Source organism: Vibrio sp. FF145 (genome assembly GCF_041439075.1).
In the GTDB taxonomy this organism is placed as follows: Bacteria; Pseudomonadota; Gammaproteobacteria; order Enterobacterales; family Vibrionaceae; genus Vibrio; species Vibrio tasmaniensis_A.
On the sequence record NZ_JBGONH010000019.1, the window covers coordinates 40,940 to 63,033 of the forward strand.

The following is a 22,094-nucleotide window of genomic DNA, read 5'->3' on the forward strand; positions in this document are numbered from 1 at the left end:
TCTTAGTAATTTCAGTATTTAATAACAAAAAAATGAAGTGAAGGAATCCCTATGGCTCTAGAAAGAACGTTCTCAATTGTTAAGCCGGATGCAGTTAAGCGTAACCTTGTCGGTGAAATCTACCACCGCATTGAAAAAGCTGGCCTACAGATTATTGCCGCTAAAATGGTTTCTCTTACAGAAGCGCAAGCAAGTGGCTTCTATGCAGAACATGAAGGTAAAGAGTTCTTTGGACCACTAAAAGAGTTCATGACTTCTGGTCCTATCATGGTTCAAGTACTTGAAGGCGAAAATGCGATCGCTCGTTACCGTGAACTAATGGGTAAAACTAACCCAGAAGAAGCTGCATGCGGCACTATCCGTGCTGACTACGCAATCAGCATGCGTTACAACTCAGTACACGGCAGTGATAGCCCTGAATCTGCGGCTCGCGAAATCGAATTCTTCTTCCCAGAATCTGAAATTTGCCCGCGTCCAGCTGAATAAGCAGACAACAGCAAGTCTCAATAAAGGCTTCACTTCGGTGAAGCCTTTTTCATTTCTGGTGAGTTCTCGTGTCATTCCTGAGAGTGAAGAAGGAGCATATCAGGAGTCTGAGTTTACTATTGGAGATTCCAGATACCTCGTTCCTCGGTTCTGGAATGACGAACAAGTCGCGTTAGTAGGGCGCGAGTATTAGGTGGTTAAAGCCCGTCATTCCCGAAAGCGACGGAGGAGCGTAATCGGGAATCTCTCTTTGAATTGGCCAAACTTAAGCAGGTAAATTTGACTGTGTAAATTTTAATCACTTAAGTTTGAATGTCTTAGTAAACACAAGGTTTTACAGTGCTTGTTGAAGTTGCGTAAAGGCTGTACAATTCGCGCCCTTAATTATTGTTCCGTCATTGAGAGGCATCATGACCACAGCTAAAGTCAATCTACTCGATTTTGATCGTAAAGGTCTTCGTAAATTTTTCACAGAAGAACTGAATGAGAAAGCGTTTCGAGCAGAGCAAGTGATGAAGTGGATTTATCACTTCGGTGTCGATGACTTCGAACAAATGAACAACATCAACAAAAAGTTACGTGAGAAACTGCTGCATCGCTGTGAGATTGTTGCACCTATCGTTTCTGAAGCTCAGCACTCTGCGGATGGCACCATTAAATGGGCGATGAGCGTTGGTGACCAAGACGTTGAGACTGTATACATCCCAGATGGTGATCGTGCGACGCTATGTGTATCTTCGCAAGTAGGTTGTGCGCTTGAATGTAAATTCTGCTCTACGGCTCAACAAGGCTTCAACCGTAACCTGAAAGTTTCAGAGATCGTTGGTCAAATCTGGCGTGCTGCACGTGAAATCGGTTTAGAGAAAGAAACGGGTCGTCGTCCAATTACTAACGTCGTAATGATGGGTATGGGTGAACCTCTATTGAACATGAAGAACCTAATTCCATCATTGGAGCTGATGCTTGATGATCTAGGTTTCTCACTGTCTAAGCGTCGTGTAACAGTATCAACATCTGGTGTTGTTTCTGGTCTTGATCAGATGACAGACAACATCGATGTAGCTCTGGCGATTTCTCTACACGCACCAAACGATGCACTACGTAGCCAAATCATGCCAATCAACGATCGTTGGGATATCCAAGACTTCCTAGCATCGGTTCGTCGCTACATTGCTTCTTCAAATGCTAACCGCGGCAAAGTAACGGTTGAGTACGTTCTGTTGGATCATGTGAATGATGATATGGACCACGCTCGTGAACTTGCTGAGCTAATGAAAGATACGCCTTGTAAGATCAACTTGATTCCATTTAACCCTTATCCGGGTTCGCCTTATAAGAAGCCAAGCAACTCTCGTATTGATCGCTTCCAAAAAACGCTGATGGAATACAACTACACAGTTACGGTTCGTAAAACTCGTGGTGATGATATTGATGCCGCATGTGGTCAGCTGGTTGGTGATGTTATTGATAGAACCAAGCGTACTAAAATGCTGAAAGCCGCCTCTGAAGCTAACTTGATCGCAGGTGATGTGATTCAAGTAAAAGCGGTTTAAATACCATTTAGATCTAAACAAGCCAGAAGGATTCCTTCTGGCTTGTTGCTTTTCTGGAAGGTGAATTTCCAATAATTGGATTTTTTCCCCATGCTTTCTTACATTTTTCGTCAAATTTTGGACAAAACCATGAGCTGACGGTAAATTTTGTTTAAAGTGTTTTTGCCTTGCAATGGCATTAGCTTATGATTAACTCATCTTAAATTAATTTAAGTGCTCGCTTGTTACCCGGTAATCGTCAATGTGTCTATTTAGGTTGGCTACTTGATAAACTAGCTTCCTGAGAAGGTCATCCATAGTCAATGGGTGATGTTCGTCTTTAAGGGTTGATGATTTAGATAACAGGAAAAATTCCACATAAAGTGGGTTGTTAGATTGAGCTTAAACGACAATAAAAATGCTCTCATCAACCTGCGATAATACTTTAGAAGTTCACTCTCTATGAACACAGAACACGAAACACAAACAAAAGAAACTGTCGCTCCAGAAATCGAAGCGGGAACGCTGCTTAAAAATAAACGAGAATCTCTTGGTTTAACACAAAAGCAGATTTCTGATCGTTTAAAGCTGCGCGTTACGCTGATCCAACAAATTGAAGAAAACCAATTCGAGTCAGATCAAGTTGCCACCTTTATGCGTGGCTACATTCGTTCATACGCGAAATACGTCAATCTTGACGAAAAGGTCGTATTGAGCGCACTCCATCATGCCGGTGACGCTCAACATCAAGAACAAGAAATGTTGAGCTTTTCTCGTAAGACTAAAACCGAGAAGCACAACAGCCGTATTATGATCCTTACTTGGAGCATTTTTGCGGTAATTGCGGGTATCTCCTCACTGTGGTGGTGGCAGAACCAACAACAAGACACCCTATCTCAATCTTTAGCTAATACTGAAAGCTCAGAAGAGCTAGCTGTAGAAGAATCACTTGCCCCTGAATTCACCTCTTTAGAAGTGATTGAAGCTGAACAAAATGAAGAGGGTACTTCTGTAGTTGAAGATACTGATGACCTTGCTGCGATAAGCGATGCGGAAGATTCTGTTACTTCAACTGACGAAACTACTGCACAGCAAGCAACAGAGACAGAACCAACTGCTGAAGTTGCTGTTAATGCTGCTAATACTGCTAATACTGCTAATGCAGAAGCTGTTGAAGCAAGCACTGCGCCTGAAGCTGTGATTAACGAGTTAGTGATGCAGTTCTCTGCTGATTGCTGGATCCAAGTGAAAGATGCTTCGGGCAAAACCTTGTCGACTGGCATCAAAAAAGCAGGTCAGTCGTTAAATCTATCAGGAACTGCGCCATATAAAGTGATTCTAGGTGCGCCAGAGGGCGTATCGATGACATTTGCAAGTGAACCTGTCGACCTTTCTGGGTATACTTCAGGCAAAGTAGCTAGAATAACCTTACCTTAGAGTTAATATGCAACACGAATCTCCTATTATTCGTCGCAAATCAACCCGTATTTATGTGGGTGATGTGCCGATCGGTGATGGTGCACCAATTGCTGTGCAATCCATGACCAACACAAGAACAACAGATGTAGCCGCGACCGTTGCTCAAATTAGAGCTCTGGAAAAAGTTGGCGCTGATATCGTTCGCGTATCTGTACCGACTATGGATGCAGCTGAAGCCTTTAAGCTAATCAAGCAGCAGGTCTCTGTTCCTTTGGTTGCTGATATTCACTTCGACTACCGTATCGCACTTAAAGTGGCTGAATACGGCGTTGACTGTCTGCGTATCAACCCAGGTAACATCGGTAACGAAAGCCGCATTCGCTCTGTTGTGGATTGTGCTCGTGATATGAATATCCCGATTCGTATTGGTGTTAACGGTGGTTCTCTTGAGAAAGAGATTCAAGAGAAATACACAGAGCCTACAGCAGAAGCGCTTGTTGAATCTGCAATGCGTCACGTCGACATCCTAGACCGTTTGAACTTTGATCAATTTAAAGTCAGCGTTAAGGCGTCTGATGTATTCCTAGCCGTCGGTTCTTACCGTTTACTTGCTAAGCAGATTGATCAACCTCTTCACCTTGGCATTACCGAAGCGGGTGGTGCGCGTGCAGGCTCTGTGAAGTCAGCGGTAGGTTTAGGCATGCTTCTTTCTGAAGGTATCGGCGATACGCTGCGTATCTCGCTAGCGGCTGATCCTGTTGAGGAGATCAAAGTTGGCTTTGATATTCTTAAATCTTTGCGCATTCGCTCGCGTGGTATTAACTTCATCGCATGCCCGAGCTGTTCTCGTCAAGAGTTCGATGTTATTAACACCGTTAATGCCCTTGAAGAGCGCCTAGAAGACGTGATTACTCCAATGGATGTCTCTATCATCGGTTGTGTGGTTAACGGCCCTGGTGAAGCTGAAGTGTCTCACTTAGGCCTAGCTGGTAGTGCACGTAAGAGTGCTTTCTACGAAGACGGTAAGCGTCAGAAAGAGCGCTTCGACAACGATGATCTTGTCGACAAACTTGAAGCTAAGATTCGTGCAAAAGCATCAGTGCTTGATAAAGCAAATCGCATTGATGTAGAAAACTTAGAAGATTAATACAACGCGATGGGGTGTGATTGTCTATTCGCACTGATACCTGGTCGTGATAAATTACGGAATAAATACTGTGGCTAAAAATATCCAAGCAATTCGAGGCATGAACGACTGCCTTCCAACTCAATCACCACTGTGGCAGAAAGTAGAAAGCGCAGTTAAAAGTGTGGTGAGCGCATACGGTTACAACGAAGTACGTATGCCTATCGTTGAAGAGACGAACCTATTTAGCCGTGCGGTTGGTGAAGAGACTGATGTTGTTTCTAAAGAGATGTACACCTTTGATGACCGCAATGGTGACAGCCTAACGCTGCGTCCAGAAGGAACAGCAGGTTGTGTACGTTCATGTATTCAGAACAGCCTTATTAACCGTGATGAACAGCGCCTATGGTACATGGGCCCAATGTTCCGTCATGAGCGTCCTCAAAAAGGTCGTTACCGTCAATTCCACCAATGTGGCGTTGAAGTGTTTGGCCTAGACGGTCCAGACGTTGACGCAGAACTTATTATGATGACAGCACGTCTATGGCGTGAACTAGGTATCGATAAGCACGTTCGTCTAGAACTGAACTCAATCGGTTCTCAAGAAGATCGCGTAAGCTACCGTACTGCGTTAGTGGCGTTCCTTGAGCAACACATCGATGTGCTAGATGAAGACTGCAAACGTCGCATGCACACTAACCCTCTACGTGTTCTGGATACTAAGAACCCGGATGTTCAAGCGATCTTAGGTGACGCCCCTCGCCTATCTGAATATCTAGGTGAAGAATCGAAGCAACATTTTGCTGGTTTGTGTGAACTTCTTGACGCTGTTGGTATCGAATACCAAGTTAATGAGCGTCTAGTACGCGGCCTAGATTACTACAACCGCACCGTTTTTGAGTGGATCACAGACAGCCTTGGTGCCCAAGGTACAGTATGTGGTGGTGGCCGTTACGATGGTCTTGTTGAACAACTCGGCGGCAAAGCAACCAATGCTGTTGGCTTCGCTATGGGTCTAGAGCGTCTAGTCCTTATGATGGAAACGCTAGAGCTTACAGAAGTTCGCCGTAGTGTTGACGTATACATGGTTGCTGCTGGCGAAGGTACAATGATCGCGGGCATGCAGTTAGCGAATCAATTACGCGACACCGTTGAAGGTGTACGTGTGATGAACCACTTCGGTGGTGGTAACTTCAAGAAGCAATTCAAACGTGCTGACAAAGTAGGTGCTGTTGTGGCGTTGGTACTTGGTGAGAACGAAGTTGCTGACAATACAGTTGTGCTAAAAGATTTGGTTGGCGGCGAGCAACAAACCGTGTCTCAAACGGAAGTTGCAGAAAAAGTTGCTGCGTTAATCTAAGCCATTGAGCAAACGCTCATCATGAATATCAACGTCAGCACTATGCTGGCGTTTAAAGAATTAAAGAGGACAGGAAGTGGAACTTTACGATAGCGAAGAGCAACAAGTTGAAGCCATTAAAGATTGGTGGAAAGAGAATGGCAAAGCCGTAATCTTTGGTGCGGTTATTGGTTTAGGTGGCCTATTTGGTTGGCGCTATTACCAAGATTCAGTCGTTGAAGCGCGTGAAGCCGCTTCAGAAAGCTACACCTCTGCAATCTCAGCTCTAGATGCTAAAGGCGTTGATGCTCAATCTGATATTCAAGCTTTCATCGACGCAAACAAAGACGCTGAATATTCAGTACTTGCTGCTATGCAATTAGCAAAAGCGCAAGTTCAAGCGGGTGACCTTACTGCTGCACTAGAACAACTTGAGTGGGCAAAATCGGCAACTAAGGACGCGGCATTAGCGCCACTACTGACTTACCGTGTTGCTCGTATCAAAGCTGAGCAAGGTGAATTTGACGCAGCATTGACTGATCTTGAAGCGATGACTGACGAATCTTGGACTGGCCGTGTTGCTGAACTGCGTGGTGATATCTCACTTCGTAAAGGCGACACAGATGCAGCTTACAGTGCTTACTCTGAAGCTCAACAAGCTGCTGATGCGAGCCAAACGCTTCAAATCAAACTTGACGACCTAGCTAAATAAGGCGCTTTGAATGAAGAAGATGTTTCCAAAAGCGGCGTTGTGTGCGATTGCTCTTGGCCTGCTAGCGGGCTGTGCAAGTGAAGAAGACACCGTAATCATGGCACCAGTACCAACGGTAAACAGCGAGTTTACTCCTAGCCAGGAATGGTCTACGTCGGTTGGTGATGGTGTTGGTCACTACTTTTCAAAACTAACGCCGGAATTGGCTTACGACAAAGTATTTGTTGCAAGCCGTGAAGGTATGGTTAAAGCGCTTGACCCTGAAACAGGTAAAGAGCTTTGGAAAGTCGATCTTGAGAAAGAAGTACTGGCTCGTTTATCGGGTGGCTTAACGGCAGCTTACGGTAAGGTATTTGTTGGTTCTGAAAATGGCGAAGTGATCGCACTGGATGAATCAACCGGTGAAGAGCTGTGGCGTGTATCAGTGAATGGTGAGGTGCTTGCATCCCCTGCAACTGAAAGCAACATGGTTATTGTTCATACCAGTCGTGGCATGTTGACCGCGTTAGATCAAGAAAGCGGTGAGCAAAAATGGACCATCAGTACAGAAGTACCAAGCCTAACACTTCGTGGCGATAGCTCACCTGTTACGGTTTCAGGTGGTGTATTCTGGGGTACGGCAAATGGTCGTTTAGCCGCAGCTATCGTTGATCGTGGTCAGCTTATTTGGCAACAGCCAGTAGGTACGCCAAAAGGCGCAACGGAAATTGATCGTTTGGTTGATGTTGATGCATCACCGGTTGTTCTTGGCGGCACCCTATATACCGTAGGTATCAATGGTCAACTGATTGCTATCGATCTTCGTTCTGGTAAGCCAGTTTGGAAACGTAACTACTCGTCAGCGATTGATTTAGCAAGTGATGGCAGCCGTTTGTTCGTTGTGACTGACAAAGACCATGTGGTTGCGGTTGATGCGCGTAGTGGCACTGAACTTTGGAGCACTCCATTGTTAGAAAACCGCTTACTGACAGCTCCTGCTATTATTAATGGTTATGTAGTTGTTGGTGATACTGAAGGTTATCTGCACTGGTTAGATCGTTCATCGGGTGAGTTTGTTGCTCAACAGTTGGTCGATGATAGCGGCTTTGCGGTTGCGCCAATTGAAATGCCTGAAGGCTACTTAGTGACGACTCGCAATGGCGATGTAAAGAAACTAACGATTAGCCAATAAAAGCGTGATATAATTCACAGTCGGCTCCTGGTTGGTAACAGCTAGGAGCCGTTTTGTTGTTATAAATTAATAAACCGTGTGGTTATAGGTAAGAGTTTAAACTTGCGATCAAGTGCTTACCTATAACTACATTTAGAGAAGAAATTGTAGAGGTTGTTATGGTACCTGTTGTTGCTCTAGTAGGGCGTCCGAACGTAGGTAAATCTACGTTATTTAACCGATTGACTCGAACTCGTGATGCATTGGTTGCGGATTTCCCTGGCTTAACGCGTGACCGTAAATACGGTCATGCTCATTTTAGCGAGCATGACTTTATTGTTATCGACACTGGTGGTATCGACGGTACCGAAGAAGGTGTTGAAACTAAAATGGCTGAACAGTCGCTCGCGGCGATTGATGAAGCTGATGTCGTTCTATTTATGGTAGATGGCCGTGCGGGTCTAACACCTTCAGACGTAGCTATTGCTAAGCACCTTCGTCAACTAGAAAAGCCTTCAATGCTAGTAGTAAACAAGGTTGATGGTATCGACCCTGATGCTGCAAGTGCTGATTTCTGGCAACTAGGCGTAGAAGACATGTACCAAATCGCTGCAGCGCACGGTCGTGGTGTAACTGCGTTGATTGATCTTGCTCTAAACCCATTCGCTGAAGCGTTAAAAGCTGAGAATGGCGAAGTAAGCGATTTAACTGAATTTGAAGACGAAGAAGAAGAGCAAGTTGATTTCACTGAAGAAGAAGCGGAAGAAGAATTCAAGCGCCTTCAAGATCAACCGATTAAGCTAGCGATCATTGGTCGTCCTAACGTAGGTAAATCAACACTAACTAACCGTATTCTTGGTGAAGAACGTGTTGTTGTTTACGATATGCCAGGTACAACTCGTGACTCTATCTACATTCCGATGCAGCGTGATGAGCGTGAATACGTTCTGATTGATACTGCGGGTGTTCGTCGCCGTAAAAATATCAACGAAACAGTTGAGAAGTTCTCAGTGGTTAAAACACTGAAAGCGATTGAAGATGCTAACGTTGTATTACTGCTTATCGATGCTCGCGAGAACATCTCAGATCAAGATCTAAGCTTGTTAGGCTTTGCGTTGAATGCTGGTCGTTCAATTGTTATTGCCGTAAACAAGTGGGATGGCCTAGATAACGACGTTAAAGATCGTGTTAAGAAAGAACTAGATCGTCGTTTAGGTTTCGTTGATTTCGCACGTATTCACTTTATCTCTGCACTTCACGGTACTGGTGTTGGTCACTTGTTTGAGTCTGTTCAAGAAGCTTATAAGTCAGCAACGACTCGTGTTGGTACTTCTGTACTTACTCGTATCATGAAGATGGCGACTGATGATCACCAACCACCTATGGTTCGTGGTCGTCGTGTTAAATTGAAATACGCGCACGCTGGTGGCTACAACCCACCGATTATCGTTATCCACGGTAACCAAGTACGTAACTTGCCAGATTCATACAAACGATTCTTGATGAACTACTACCGTCGTTCACTAGAAATTATGGGTACACCTATTCGCATTCAATTCCAGAACAGCGAGAACCCATTTGAAGCTAAGACTAACAAGCTGACAATTTCTCAAGAACGTAAACGTAAACGTATGATGAGCATGGTTAAAGGTCGCAAGTAAACCTTTCCAATAGATTTGATACCCGAGCCTGTCTCGGGTATTTTTTTAAGTAAAATTCACGTTATCTGATAATCGCGTCTTTGATTCCGTTATCAGCTAGCGACTTAGACTAGATTCCAAAAGAAGAATGATATGACCACTAGCGATTTGATTACACCAGCGTCAGCAATCACACCAACCATCACTCAATTTTGTCATCAAACTTGGCTGCTAAATGCAAAAGCAGTGTACGTTGAAAGTGACGACAGCAAAACTTACTTGATCACTGACGTGACACCTTTCCACCCTGTGAGTCATATTTGGCCCGATCACCCAGCAGACCGAGGTTTTGTCAGCGTAGGTGGCGAACAGTATATTGTTGAAGATTGCCTTGTTGGTGCAATAGAGCAATCTACTGGAAATCTTTATATTGCAGCAGATATCCCTGTTAAGCGTGATACGGAAGGGTGGGCGTTTGTGGTTGTCCACCAACTACCTGTATCAGCTTCTATTATTAAAATTGGCGATGAAGTTGAGTTGTCGGTTGATAAAGAGCACCAAGCCAGTTTGAGCCGCGGTCATAGTGCCGGACATATTGCCTTCTTAGCCTTGAATAAAGTATTGGCTGAGAGTTACTGGCGTAAAGATGCGGATAGAAAAGATCCACTCGGCAGCTATGACTTCAATAGCTACGCACAGGTGACTAGCTTTGTGACTCCAGAGTTGTGTACCGATAAGTATCGTTTAGGTAAAACATTGAAGAAACGCGGTCTGAACGTTGCTGACATGCTAACGAACCTTGATGGCATTGAGGCCAATATCAACCAGATGATTGCAGGCTGGCTTGCTGAATCGACTCTTGTAACGATGAGACTAGAAGGTGAGTCGTTAACAGACTCTCGCTACTGGGAATGGCAACTAGATGACGAGACTTTAGTGTCTATTCCGTGTGGTGGTACTCACATCGACAATACTTCAGAACTTAAGGCATTGTCGGTTAAGTTAACCCAATTAGATGACCAACATATCGAAATGCAGACGTGTGTCTCTCGATGATCTCAATTAAAGATCGAAAATAGATTGTTCTGCATTGTTGGTTTTATTTGTTTGTTTCTAGTCATATATTCCATTGTAAATTGAAATGCAGTATATGTAACTTATGCTTTCGGTGTGTGGTGATATAAATATTCTTTTTGGGGTAGATCGCTGATCAAAGTAGATAAAGCAAAAGATCAACCTATGATCTTCGGTGGTGTGTTGTGGTAATTTAGTGTGTTAATATTGACCAGTATATAGGCTTGCATAAGAACAAGCTGTTCCCACCATATAATTGAAAGCTTTAGTGAATGAAACAACAATTTTTATTAGAAGGTCACCGAGCAGTAAACAGTTTGCTTCGAAAGCTTGCCCTTGGGTTGGATCGCAAAGAATTAAATCGCAAGATCATTCAACTCACCGAGCAGATTTTTGGTCAAAGGATGGCCTCTATCCTATTGCTAAACCCCGAATCGAATACATTACATTTAGAATATGCTCCAAACTTGCCTGATTTTTATAACCAGCAGATAGAAGGGGTGGGGGTTGGTGCCGGAATTGGTTCTTGTGGCGAAGCGGCGGCACTTAAGAAAGCTGTCATGGTCTCCAATATTAATGCACACCCGAATTGGATTCCTTTCTTAGCCTTAACCAATCAGGCCAATCTTCATGCATGTTGGTCAGTGCCAATCATCTCTTCACATGGTCACGTATTAGGTACCTTCGCAATTTACAGTCAGTACATCTCTGAACCTCATGAGTTTGAACTTGAGATCTTAGAGTTATTGGCTTCTCTGTATTCAGTCGCGCTTGAGAAGTATGAGTTAGAGAATCAACTCAACTTTTTTGCCAATCGGGACTCCCTAACACACAGTTTGAATCGCCGAGCATTGCTGAGAGAAGCCGAGCAGGTGTTAACTAACCGGTGTTTTACTGAAAAAGTGATGGCATGCCTGTTTGTTGATGTCGATAAATTTAAGTCAATAAACGATACGTTTGGCCACAGCTTTGGTGATGATGTGTTGTTAGCCGTTGCAAAAGTGCTTGATGAGGCAACGACTGCCTGTGCCAAGATAGGGCGCTATGGGGGCGATGAGTTTGTCGTGTTCTCTTGCTTTGATGATCAAGAAAGTGTGCTGAACTTTTATCGAAGCTTAGAAAGAACCTTGGAACAAGCGCTCTATATCGATGGCACTCAGTTTTCTGTCAGCGTTGGACTTTCTTATGATAAAGATCCTGAGTCATTGGAAGGCTTGATCGCACAAGCTGATAAGAACATGTACCAAATCAAGCAAGCTAAGTCTTAGCAGTAGTAGATTGTAAAAAAAGTAGTGAGTTAGGAAATGCTAATGAGTGAAAATATCTGCCCTAAGTGCCAATCAGAGCTAGGTTGGGATGGAAAGTATCACTGTGAAAGTTGTCAGGCACACTTTACTAAGGTTGGGTTTTGTCCTGAGTGCAGCAGCCAACTTGAGAAGCTTCAAGCCTGTGGTGCAGCGAGCTATTTTTGTAATGGTGAGTGTAATGAGCTTAAATCTAAATCGAGAGTAAAGTTCGAATTCCAACCAGCGGAATAGCCTTAAATTATTTGGTTTGAACGACAATCGGTGATGTTATACCAAAGACTCAATACCAAAGTGTTGGGTCTTTTTTGTATCTAATGAACCTAGAACTCGCTCTTAGCGACTCTTGTGGTCACTTTCGATTCAATCACACCGTCTTCAATTTGGGTGGTGATCACTTCACCGACTTCGATATCGTTAACGGATGATACAGTTTTACTCGATGCTGAATGGGTGATGCTGTAGCCACGTTTTAGGGTTGCTAATGGACTTACTGTTTCTAACTTCTCGGCAGCCATGGCTAGTTGGTGGCGAGTAGTTAGTAATGTCTTGTCCATTGCATCCAATAGCTTTTGCTCTGAACGTTGTAGATGCAGTTTCTGTTCACCAAGGCGTTTCACTGGCGAGTTCAGCTGAAGTTGGTGCTGTTTACGTTCAACACGCTGTGCATGCTGCTTTAGGTATTGAGTCATACCACGACGCAAACGCATATCTAGGTCATCAAGCTGCTGACTCTGCTTTTGCAGTTGGTAGCTAGGATGTTGCTTCTCTAAGCGGTACTTCAATGTTTGAGTTGATTGCGCTTGTTTGATTAACACATGACGAATCGCACTGACTAAGCGAGCACGTTTAGACGCAAAAGCTTGTTCTTTATGGCTGTTATCACGGCTAACCAATTCAGCGGCTGCTGATGGTGTTGGAGCGCGCATATCTGCGACGAAATCCGCAATAGTGACATCAACTTCGTGGCCAACTGCACTGATAATCGGGATTTGGCTTGCAGCGATTGTGCGAGCTACGATCTCGTTATTGAAACACCATAGGTCTTCTAACGAACCGCCGCCACGACCCACGATCAACACATCACACTCATTGCGCTCATTGGCACGCCCAATCGCCTGAGCAATCTGAATTGCCGCCTCTTCGCCTTGAACCATGGTCGGGTAAACCACAACAGGCAATGAAGGATCGCGTCTTTTGAGGACATCAAGAATATCAAACAGTGCTGCACCGGTTTTAGAGGTGATGACGCCAACGCGTTTTGGATGTTCAGGAAGAGCTTGCTTACTGGACTGAGCAAATAAGCCTTCCGCCGCCAAGTTCATCTTAAGCTTTTCAAACTCTTGCTGAAGTTTACCGTCACCCTCTGGCTGCATGCTTTCGATGATCAGTTGGTAGTCACCGCGTGGCTCATAAAGCGACAGGCGAGCTTTGACTAACACTTGATTACCGTTCTGAGGCTTAAAAGTGACTCGGCGGTTATTGCCACGAAACATGGCGCACTTAACTTGAGCGCGAGAGTCTTTAAGCGTGAGGTACCAGTGACCAGATACAGGTGCAGAGAAGTTTGATATTTCACCAACGAGCCAGACTATTCCCATTTCGTTTTCTAATAGGAGACGAACCTCTGAGTTGAGGCGAGAAACAGTAAAGATGTTTGGATTAGTCATAGAAGCACTATCTTTCCTTGAAGGAAGGTCTTTCTTGGAATCTCACAGGGCGTGAGTATGGAAGATAGCGGAAATATAATACATAGCAAGGGGGTAAATGCAAATTAAAAATACAAAAATGTGTAGCCAAGCGATTTCGTTGGCCGTATAATCCGTCCGCAATATCTAATCCAAATGCAGTTTGATTTTCCTTAATTGGCTGCCCTCATTAGGCGAAACGATGAGATTGGATTGTTTCTTTTTACTCCTATTATTGTGAGATATTGCAAATGCTAAGAATTGCCAAAGAAGCGCTGACATTCGACGACGTACTGCTAGTGCCAGCACACTCCACCGTTCTCCCTAATACAGCTGATCTTCGCACTCAGCTGACGAAGAATATTTCCCTAAACATCCCAATGATCTCTGCATCGATGGATACTGTGACAGAAGCTCGCCTAGCGATTGCACTGGCACAAGAAGGCGGAATAGGCTTCATTCATAAGAACATGTCTATTGAACAGCAAGCTGAAATGGTTCGCCAGGTTAAAATTTACGAAGCAGGTGTGGTTTCTCACCCAGTAACTGTAAACCCTGACGCGACAATCGCTGATGTTGTAGCCCTAACTGAAAAACACGGCTTTGCCGGTTTCCCTGTTGTTACTGAAACAAACGAACTTGTTGGTATTATTACTGGCCGTGACGTTCGCTTTGTTACTGACCTTTCTAAGAAAGTTGATGTAGTAATGACGCCTAAAGCTCGCCTTGCTTCTGTTAAAGAAGGTGCAACTCGTGAAGAAGTTCAAGAGAAAATGCATGAAGCGCGTGTTGAAAAAGTTCTTGTTGTAAATGATGACTTCCAACTAACTGGAATGATCACTGCAAAAGATTTCCACAAAGCAGAACGTAAACCAAACGCTTGTAAAGATGAGCGCGGCAGCCTACGTGTAGGTGCAGCTGTTGGTGCTGGTGCTGGTAACGAAGAGCGCGTTGCTGCTCTAGTTGAAGCTGGCGTAGACGTTCTACTTATCGACTCTTCACACGGTCACTCTGAAGGCGTACTTAACCGTATCCGCGAAACTCGCGCTGCATACCCTGATCTACAAATCATCGGTGGTAACGTAGCAACTGGCGCTGGCGCTCGTGCTCTTATCGAAGCTGGTGTTAGTGCGGTTAAAGTAGGTATCGGCCCTGGTTCAATCTGTACGACTCGTATCGTTACTGGTGTTGGTGTTCCTCAAGTGACAGCAATCGCAGATGCAGCTGAAGTCGCTAACGAATACGGTATTCCAGTAATCGCAGATGGCGGTATCCGCTTCTCTGGCGATATCTGTAAAGCTATCGTTGCTGGCGCATCTTGTGTGATGGTTGGTTCAATGTTCGCTGGTACTGAAGAAGCTCCAGGTGAAGTTATCCTTTACAACGGTCGTTCTTACAAGTCTTACCGTGGTATGGGTTCTCTTGGCGCTATGTCTCAAGGTTCTTCTGACCGTTACTTCCAATCTGACAACGCTGCAGACAAGCTTGTTCCAGAAGGTATTGAAGGTCGTATCGCATACAAAGGTCGTCTAAAAGAGATCGTTCACCAACAGATGGGCGGTCTACGCTCAAGCATGGGCCTTACGGGTTCTGCAACTGTTGAAGACATGCGTACTAAAGCTGAGTTTGTTCGTATCTCTGGTGCGGGCATGAAAGAGTCTCACGTACACGATGTTCAAATCACGAAAGAAGCACCTAACTACCGTTTAGGTTAATAATACGTCCAAACGTTTGAATAATGTGCTGATTGAGTCGGCACATTATTATACCAATCGTAGTAAATAACTGGTCATCCTAGCTTGTTAAAAACCTCGATAACTTCGTTAGAATTTCTGATTGTAGAATAACTACTTATCAGAACTCTTTGTTGAATAGAGCAGCCTTGTTCTCAAGCTTTTTCCAGCGCTACTACTGAACACTTACTTACTGTGATTGGTATTATATCTACCGCCTGTTTTGCTGAAATTCTGATTTTCTCAAAACACGAGGTTACAGATAACCAACGAAAACGTTTGCTTTATTTCTTGAAGAGTTAATCAGAGGTGAGTAAACTCGCCTCCGTTTTATCACATAGCCAATAAGACTGCTTACAATGACTAAAAATATTCATGACCAACGTATTCTAATTCTGGACTTCGGTTCTCAATACACACAGCTAGTAGCTCGTCGTATTCGTGAGATCGGTGTTTACTGTGAACTTTGGAGCTGGGACGTAGAAGAAGCGGATATTCGTGAATTCAATCCAGACGGCATCATCCTATCTGGTGGCCCTGAAAGTGTAACGGAAGAGAACTCTCCACGTGCACCTCAGTACGTATTTGATTCAGGTGTTCCTGTATTCGGTATCTGCTACGGCATGCAAACTATGGCTGAGCAACTTGGCGGTAAAGTAGCAACGTCTACTGAGCGCGAGTTCGGTTACGCTGCAGTACAAGTTACTGGTGAGTCTGCACTTTTCGCAGACCTTGAGTCTACTCAAGATGTTTGGATGAGCCACGGCGATAAAGTGGTTGAGATCCCAGCTGATTTCACAAAGATCGCTGAAACAGACACTTGCCCATACGCTGCAATGGCAAACGAAGAGAAGAAGTACTACGGCGTACAATTCCACCCAGAAGTAACACACACTAAGAACGGCCTAAAAATGCTAGAGAACTTCGTTCTTAACGCATGTGGTTGTGAAGGTCTGTGGACTTCAGCTTCAATCATTGAAGATGCAGTTGCACGTATTAAAGAACAAGTAGGTGACGACGAAGTTATCCTTGGTCTTTCTGGTGGTGTTGATTCATCTGTAGTTGCAATGCTTGCTCACCGCGCTATCGGCGACAAACTAACATGTGTATTTGTAGATAACGGCCTTCTTCGTTTGAACGAAGCTGAGCAGGTTATGGAGATGTTCGGCAACAAGTTTGGTCTAAACATCATCAAAGTAGATGCTGAGCAACGCTTCCTTGACGCTCTTGAAGGCGAAGCTGAACCAGAAGCTAAGCGTAAGATCATCGGTCACGTATTCGTAGATATCTTCGATGAAGAGTCTAAGAAACTGAAGAATGCTAAATGGCTTGCTCAAGGTACTATCTACCCAGACGTAATCGAGTCTGCTGCATCTAAGACAGGTAAAGCACACGTAATCAAATCTCACCACAACGTTGGTGGTCTTCCTGATGATATGGAAATGGGCCTTGTTGAGCCTCTACGTGAGCTATTCAAAGATGAAGTACGTAAGATCGGTCTAGAGCTTGGTCTTCCATACAACATGCTTTACCGCCACCCATTCCCAGGTCCAGGTCTAGGTGTTCGTGTACTTGGCGAAGTGAAGAAAGAGTACTGTGATTTACTGCGTCGTGCTGATGCAATCTTCATTGAAGAGCTTCACGCTGCTGACCTTTACCACAAAGTATCTCAAGCATTCACGGTATTCCTACCAGTACGTTCAGTTGGCGTAATGGGCGATGGCCGTAAGTACGATTGGGTTGTATCTCTACGTGCTGTAGAAACTATCGACTTCATGACTGCTCACTGGGCACACCTACCATACGACTTCCTAGGTAAGGTTTCTAACCGTATTATCAACGAAGTTAACGGCATTTCACGTGTTGTTTACGATATTTCTGGTAAGCCACCGGCAACTATCGAGTGGGAATAATCTCTTAGAGATTTAACCAGCGTTGATTAAGATCTTAAGCCTCGAACTCAGTTCGGGGCTTTTTTCTTTTCGATTCATTATATTGATTCATAGCATTAAAGGCTTATGAGCCATACCTAGAAATCAAATGAACAATGCCTAGAAACCAAATGAGTTGGAAACTAGATATCAGCTCAAGAAACTATGAGACGCTTTGTTGTGTTGAGCTATATATCAAAAATATCACTCGCACTTTTTATAAATTCACACAGCAACAGCTAGGCCATTTCTCACGCGCCGCATACTCTTTGATGGACTTATTAAGGACAGATAAGAGAATCCATCATGTTAAAAATCAAATATTTGGCGACAGTACTGGGCTGCACCTTGGCAGCGCAAAGTCATGCGTCTTTGAACATTCAACCTGATCCGCAAAACCCGAATGGTTACCTTGTTGAAAAGTCGGCATTACAAGCTGCTGAACAAGCAAAAACGTCGGACCCTATGTATGCGATCTGGTCACAGGCTCTACAAACTCGTTCGAACACCATCGTTGAGGCGATTGAACCCGGTTTATCTTCCAACCCTGAAAACGTAAAGCGGGTTGAGCGTGTATTCCCTCAATCTGAATGGGATTTTCTTACTCAGATGGCTGCACCAGAATACACTTACACTCGTTTCTTACGTGCGATTGGTAAATTCCCTGCGTTCTGTGGAGAGTACACTGATGGCCGTGATTCTGATGCTATCTGTAAGAAATCCATCATCACCGCTTTTGCTCACTTCTCTCAAGAGACGGGCGGTCACATCGCGATAGACAACACCTCAGATAACCCATTAGCTCTAGAAGAGTGGCAGCAAGCGCTGGTGCATGTTCGTGAAATGGGGTGGTCTGAAGGGCAAGAAGGTTACACCACGGGTTGTGGTCAGAACGATTGGCAAAATGCACGTTGGCCATGTGCCGCGGGGCAGGGCTACTTCGGTCGTGGTGCTAAACAGCTTTCTTACCACTTTAACTACGGTGCCTTCTCTGAGGTGATGTTTGATGGTGACGCGACGGTGCTTCTCAACAATCCGGGCTTGGTGGCGGACTCTTGGTTGAATTTAGCTTCAGCTATTTGGTTCTTCTTAACACCACAAGCACCTAAGCCAGCCATGCTGCATGTCATTGACCGTACATGGACACCATCTCAACGTGAACTGGATGCGGGTATTGGTTATGGCTTTGGTACCACAATCAACGTGATCAACGGTGGTATTGAGTGTGGTGAACAGAATAAAGACAAGGGCCAACCAGTCAACCGTATTCGTTACTGGGAAGGGTTAGCGGCTCACTATGAAATTCCTGTAGAAGCGGATGAAGCCAATACATGTTGGCAGCAAACACCTTACGGAAGCTTGAACCTCAACGGCGCGACTGATGTGTTGTACACCAACTGGGATGGCAACTGGAAATACTACGCAGATCGCCCAGAAGGGTATTCATTTGAGTGCGAGTTGGTTGGTTTCCAAACTGCTTATTCCGCGCTGGTGGCGGGCGATTACGAGAAGTGTGTGACCAATTTCTATGGCTCTCATGCAAGCTGGCCGGAAGTGAAAGTGGTCGATAAGCTTGATCCGGTAGACCCAGGTACTGATCCCGGTGGTAATGGTTGGAGTGCGACTAAGGTTTACAATGCAGGCGACCAAGTGACTCACAACGGCGCAACCTATGAAGCGAAATGGTGGACACAAGGGGATGACCCTGCCAATGGTGGCCCTTGGAAATTGGTTGGCGGAGAGCCAACACCGCCGGTTGTTACTGATCCAGCTCCTGTTGATCCTGTGCCTGTCGATCCTGCTCCGGTAGACCCAACACCAGTTGAACCGCCAGTTACCGAGCCACCAGTGGTTGTTGACCCATCTGTGTTTATCACATGGCAAGCTGGCGTTAGCCAAGTGAGTAATGGCGATAAAGTGACGCATAACGGTAAGTGCTTCGTGGCTAAAAACGGCCCTGGCGTCTGGGAAAGCCCAGTTCAATCGAATTGGTTCTGGGATGAAATCAGCTGTCAATAATTACTCAGCTAATTAAGTACCTCAACTGACGAATCAAAGCCGAAAGTGATTGCTTTCGGCTTTTGCGTTTCTGCTCTGCGTTCCTCGATTATCTAACGCAAAACTTCTTAGCTGAATGCTAATTTTCCATTTAGAGAATAAAGTCCTGTACAAATGTTGAGTGTGAATTTATATTCACTTTTAAATTATACTTATTCTTTATTTTAGGGTTAAGGTTTACCTATGGAACAGACAGATATCACGTCACTCATCCCCATTGTGATTACTTTGGTGTTGTCGTTGGCGACAAGGAATGTAGTGATTGGCCTTTTTGCTGGCGTACTCAGTGGTGTAGCTATGCTCACCGGAATGTTTAGTGAACTAAATCCTCTTGATACCTTTGGAACCATGGTCAAAGGCTACCTAGTACCACAGCTTACGGATAGCTACAACGCAGGTGTGATTATGCTGTTGGTGTTCATCGGTGGTTTTGTCGCTTTGATGGAAAAGTCCGGTGGCGGCGTCGCGTTTGCAAAGCGAGTGACTCAGTGGGTAAGCAATAAATGCCAAGCTCAATTGTCAGCATGGCTGGGTGGAATCGTTATATTTTTCTCAGACTTAGGTACTCCGCTAATTGTTGGCCCTGTTTTTCGTCCTCTTTTCGATAAACTAAAACTTTCAAGACAGAAGCTAGCATTCATCATCGATTCTACGTCATCACCAGTCGCAATCCTTATCCCTTTTATCGGCTGGGGTGTTTACATCATGAGTCTGATTCAAAAAGAGTTTACGGCTTTGAATGTCAACATGTCTGACTGGGATGCCTTCATCGGTGCGATTCCTTTCCAGTTCTACGCATTTCTCGCGATTTTCATCGTTCCGCTCGTGTCCGTTAAAGGTTTAGACTTTGGACCAATGGCAAAAGCCGAGCGTGATTGCCAAGCGGGGATTAACTCTGGCGTGAATAACGAATCACTCAATGCGTTCTCGCATAAAAATGCAAAGGCTTCTTTTGTCTGGGCACCATTGTTAGTGATGTTGGTGGTGTTGTGCGCCATGTTGGTTCCACAAGGCTTTCCATTCCAAAAGGTCGCAGGCTCATCATTCAGAGCGGCATTATCTTCGGCTTATTTCTTTGCCGCGATTACCTTGATCTCGCTGATGGCTTACTACGGCGTGAGAAAACTGTCGGATGGCGTTTCTGTGTACCTAAAAGGCATGGGAAACATGATGCCAGTGGCAATAATCTTGGTACTGGCTTGGGCGTTAAGTACTGTCGGTAAAGAGTTAGGAGCAGCGGCTTATATTGCTGAACAAGCACAGAGCGGTTTCCCATACTGGTTAGTACCTGCGGTCGCTTTTTTGTTATCGGCTATTATTTCATTCGCAACGGGCTCATCGTGGGGAACCTTCGCGATAATGATGCCATTGGTTATTCCAACCGCGATTGCAATAGATGCTCCGCTACTCGTCGCAATTGGTGCCGTGTTATCGGGTGGCTTGTTTGGTGATCACTGCTCACCGATCTCTGAAACCACGATTCTTTCTTCAACAGGTGCCGGGTGTGACCAGTTTGAGCACTTTAAGACACAGCTGCCTTATGCATTGATGAATGGCTCTATTGCTCTGATTAGTTTTGTACTCGCAGGCTTTACGGGAAGTGCATTGGTTGTGTTGGGCGCTCTTGTTGCTCAGCTTATCCTTGTGACTCTGTTAGCTAAGCGCGATGCGAGTAAAAACGCTTCTTCAGACGTTCAATCTCAAGTGTCTGAGTCTAAAACACAACAAGCGTAATTTAAGATGTCCAAGTAGGGACGAGATTTAATGAATAGATACGGGATGCGAGTAAACGAGTAACGAAAAGCTCGCTCTCTGTTGCCTACGTTTGCTATTAAGGGGGCGCTTACTCAAATTTAAAGACTCTTGTCGCATCCCGAATCTCGTTACCCGCAACTTTTTCATATGCATATTACTAACTTCAATCTCAACACGCTCTTCGTATCCCGCTTACTCGAATCTAAAGACTCTTTTCGCATCTCGCATCTCGTTACTCGCATCTTTTTTATAGCGCGATAGGGAACCTGCTCATTGATAGTTTCTGTGAATTGATTCGGCTCGTTATGAAACCAATTTTCAATAAGATCATTTACACAATCTTAGTTTTCGATAACTGGATTACCTAGTTGAGCGGTTTATAGATTAAAATTTTCTTACAAATTTTATCGATTTTTTTTAATCAACCACTTTAATAAGGTAAATTCGCAATGTCGACCAAACTAGCTAACCCAGCGCCACTAGGCTTAATGGGTTTCGGTATGACCACTATTCTTCTTAATATCCACAACGCAGGTTTCTTTCCAATCGATTCAATGATTCTTGCTATGGGTATTTTTTACGGTGGTTTGAGCCAAGTTATCGTGGGCACAATGTGTTTCAAACGTGGTGACACGTTCGGTACAACTGCGTTTACTTCTTACGGCCTATTCTGGTTGTCTTTGGTTGGTTTAATCGTAATGCCTTACATGGGCCTACCAGCAAGCCCTGCTGCATTCATGGGTTGGTACCTACTTCTATGGGGCATCTTCACTGGCTTCATGTTCATCGGTTCTCTATGCTACCCAGTAGCGAAGCAAGTAGTATTCGGTTCACTAACTATCTTGTTCTTCCTACTTGCAGCTCGTGATTTCACTGGTAGCGAACTGATCGGCACTATCGCTGGTTTTGAAGGTATCTTCTGTGGCGCTTCAGCTATCTACTTTGCAATGGCACAAGTAATCAACAACGAATACGGCCGCACAGTTCTGCCTATTGGTGAGAAAAAAGCACCTCAACTGGCAACACAAGAAATCGCTGCTTAATACTCTAACTCGGGAACAGTTAGTTTGTTATAAGCCGTTTATTGGTTATGAATAAAACAAAAGGGGTTAGCCGAAATGGCTAACCCCTTTTTTATGCGTTATTA

General features: G+C 44.6%; 17 protein-coding genes. 16 read left to right on the forward strand and 1 reads right to left on the reverse strand.

What is annotated here, in order from left to right; all coding sequences use genetic code 11:
* The first annotated feature begins 51 nt into the window (after positions 1–51).
* The 11 genes from ndk to ACED42_RS09325 all read left to right on the forward strand — a co-directional run bounded on the left by ndk (position 52) and on the right by ACED42_RS09325 (position 12,016).
* Positions 52–486, forward strand: a complete 435-nt coding sequence (gene ndk, locus ACED42_RS09275; RefSeq protein WP_004735101.1) for a nucleoside-diphosphate kinase — start codon at positions 52–54, stop codon at positions 484–486.
* A 410-nt stretch (positions 487–896) separates the two neighbouring features.
* Entirely contained in the window at positions 897–2,039 is a 1,143-nt protein-coding gene (locus ACED42_RS09280; protein WP_009848292.1) for a bifunctional tRNA (adenosine(37)-C2)-methyltransferase TrmG/ribosomal RNA large subunit methyltransferase RlmN, read from the forward strand.
* Between the two features lie 441 nt (positions 2,040–2,480).
* On the forward strand, positions 2,481–3,455 hold the full coding sequence (gene rodZ / locus ACED42_RS09285; protein ID WP_371702262.1) for a cytoskeleton protein RodZ: 975 nt from the start codon (positions 2,481–2,483) through the stop codon (positions 3,453–3,455).
* Positions 3,456–3,462: 7 nt separating this feature from the next.
* Positions 3,463–4,584, forward strand: coding sequence for a flavodoxin-dependent (E)-4-hydroxy-3-methylbut-2-enyl-diphosphate synthase (gene ispG, locus ACED42_RS09290; RefSeq protein ID WP_009848294.1), 1,122 nt, complete (start codon positions 3,463–3,465; stop codon positions 4,582–4,584).
* Positions 4,585–4,654: 70 nt separating this feature from the next.
* Positions 4,655–5,923, forward strand: a complete 1,269-nt coding sequence (gene hisS, locus ACED42_RS09295; protein WP_012603314.1) for a histidine--tRNA ligase — start codon at positions 4,655–4,657, stop codon at positions 5,921–5,923.
* 76 nt (positions 5,924–5,999) lie between these two features.
* The gene (locus ACED42_RS09300) at positions 6,000–6,614 is read left to right on the forward strand and encodes a YfgM family protein (protein ID WP_012603315.1); all 615 of its coding nucleotides are present in this window, start codon (positions 6,000–6,002) and stop codon (positions 6,612–6,614) included.
* A 10-nt stretch (positions 6,615–6,624) separates the two neighbouring features.
* Complete coding sequence (gene bamB / locus ACED42_RS09305) at positions 6,625–7,785, forward strand: outer membrane protein assembly factor BamB (RefSeq protein ID WP_009848297.1); 1,161 nt, start codon at positions 6,625–6,627, stop codon at positions 7,783–7,785.
* A 158-nt stretch (positions 7,786–7,943) separates the two neighbouring features.
* Positions 7,944–9,425 (forward strand): ribosome biogenesis GTPase Der, encoded by a 1,482-nt coding sequence (gene der / locus ACED42_RS09310; protein WP_010440555.1) that lies wholly within the window; start codon positions 7,944–7,946, stop codon positions 9,423–9,425.
* Positions 9,426–9,557: 132 nt separating this feature from the next.
* Positions 9,558–10,460 (forward strand): alanyl-tRNA editing protein, encoded by a 903-nt coding sequence (locus ACED42_RS09315; RefSeq protein ID WP_371702264.1) that lies wholly within the window; start codon positions 9,558–9,560, stop codon positions 10,458–10,460.
* 290 nt (positions 10,461–10,750) lie between these two features.
* Positions 10,751–11,746, forward strand: coding sequence for a sensor domain-containing diguanylate cyclase (locus ACED42_RS09320; RefSeq protein WP_017099591.1), 996 nt, complete (start codon positions 10,751–10,753; stop codon positions 11,744–11,746).
* A gap of 42 nt (positions 11,747–11,788) precedes the next feature.
* Positions 11,789–12,016: a zinc ribbon domain-containing protein gene (locus tag ACED42_RS09325; protein WP_017099592.1), complete on the forward strand. Its 228-nt coding sequence runs from the start codon at positions 11,789–11,791 to the stop codon at positions 12,014–12,016.
* A gap of 89 nt (positions 12,017–12,105) precedes the next feature.
* Here the strand turns inward: ACED42_RS09325 and xseA are convergent, their stop codons facing one another.
* Positions 12,106–13,452, reverse strand: a complete 1,347-nt coding sequence (xseA, locus tag ACED42_RS09330; RefSeq protein WP_371702266.1) for an exodeoxyribonuclease VII large subunit — start codon at positions 13,450–13,452, stop codon at positions 12,106–12,108.
* A 269-nt stretch (positions 13,453–13,721) separates the two neighbouring features.
* Between xseA and guaB the strand changes: the two genes are divergently transcribed.
* The 5 genes from guaB to ACED42_RS09355 all read left to right on the forward strand — a co-directional run bounded on the left by guaB (position 13,722) and on the right by ACED42_RS09355 (position 21,990).
* Positions 13,722–15,185, forward strand: a complete 1,464-nt coding sequence (guaB, locus tag ACED42_RS09335; RefSeq protein ID WP_048669208.1) for an IMP dehydrogenase — start codon at positions 13,722–13,724, stop codon at positions 15,183–15,185.
* A 377-nt stretch (positions 15,186–15,562) separates the two neighbouring features.
* The gene (gene guaA, locus ACED42_RS09340) at positions 15,563–17,116 is read left to right on the forward strand and encodes a glutamine-hydrolyzing GMP synthase (RefSeq protein WP_019820323.1); all 1,554 of its coding nucleotides are present in this window, start codon (positions 15,563–15,565) and stop codon (positions 17,114–17,116) included.
* Between the two features lie 324 nt (positions 17,117–17,440).
* Positions 17,441–19,153: a chitinase gene (locus tag ACED42_RS09345; RefSeq protein WP_371702269.1), complete on the forward strand. Its 1,713-nt coding sequence runs from the start codon at positions 17,441–17,443 to the stop codon at positions 19,151–19,153.
* A 222-nt stretch (positions 19,154–19,375) separates the two neighbouring features.
* The gene (locus tag ACED42_RS09350; RefSeq protein ID WP_371702271.1) at positions 19,376–20,926 is read left to right on the forward strand and encodes a Na+/H+ antiporter NhaC family protein; all 1,551 of its coding nucleotides are present in this window, start codon (positions 19,376–19,378) and stop codon (positions 20,924–20,926) included.
* A 470-nt stretch (positions 20,927–21,396) separates the two neighbouring features.
* On the forward strand, positions 21,397–21,990 hold the full coding sequence (locus ACED42_RS09355; protein WP_017056721.1) for a GPR1/FUN34/YaaH family transporter: 594 nt from the start codon (positions 21,397–21,399) through the stop codon (positions 21,988–21,990).
* Positions 21,991–22,094 lie beyond the last annotated feature (104 nt).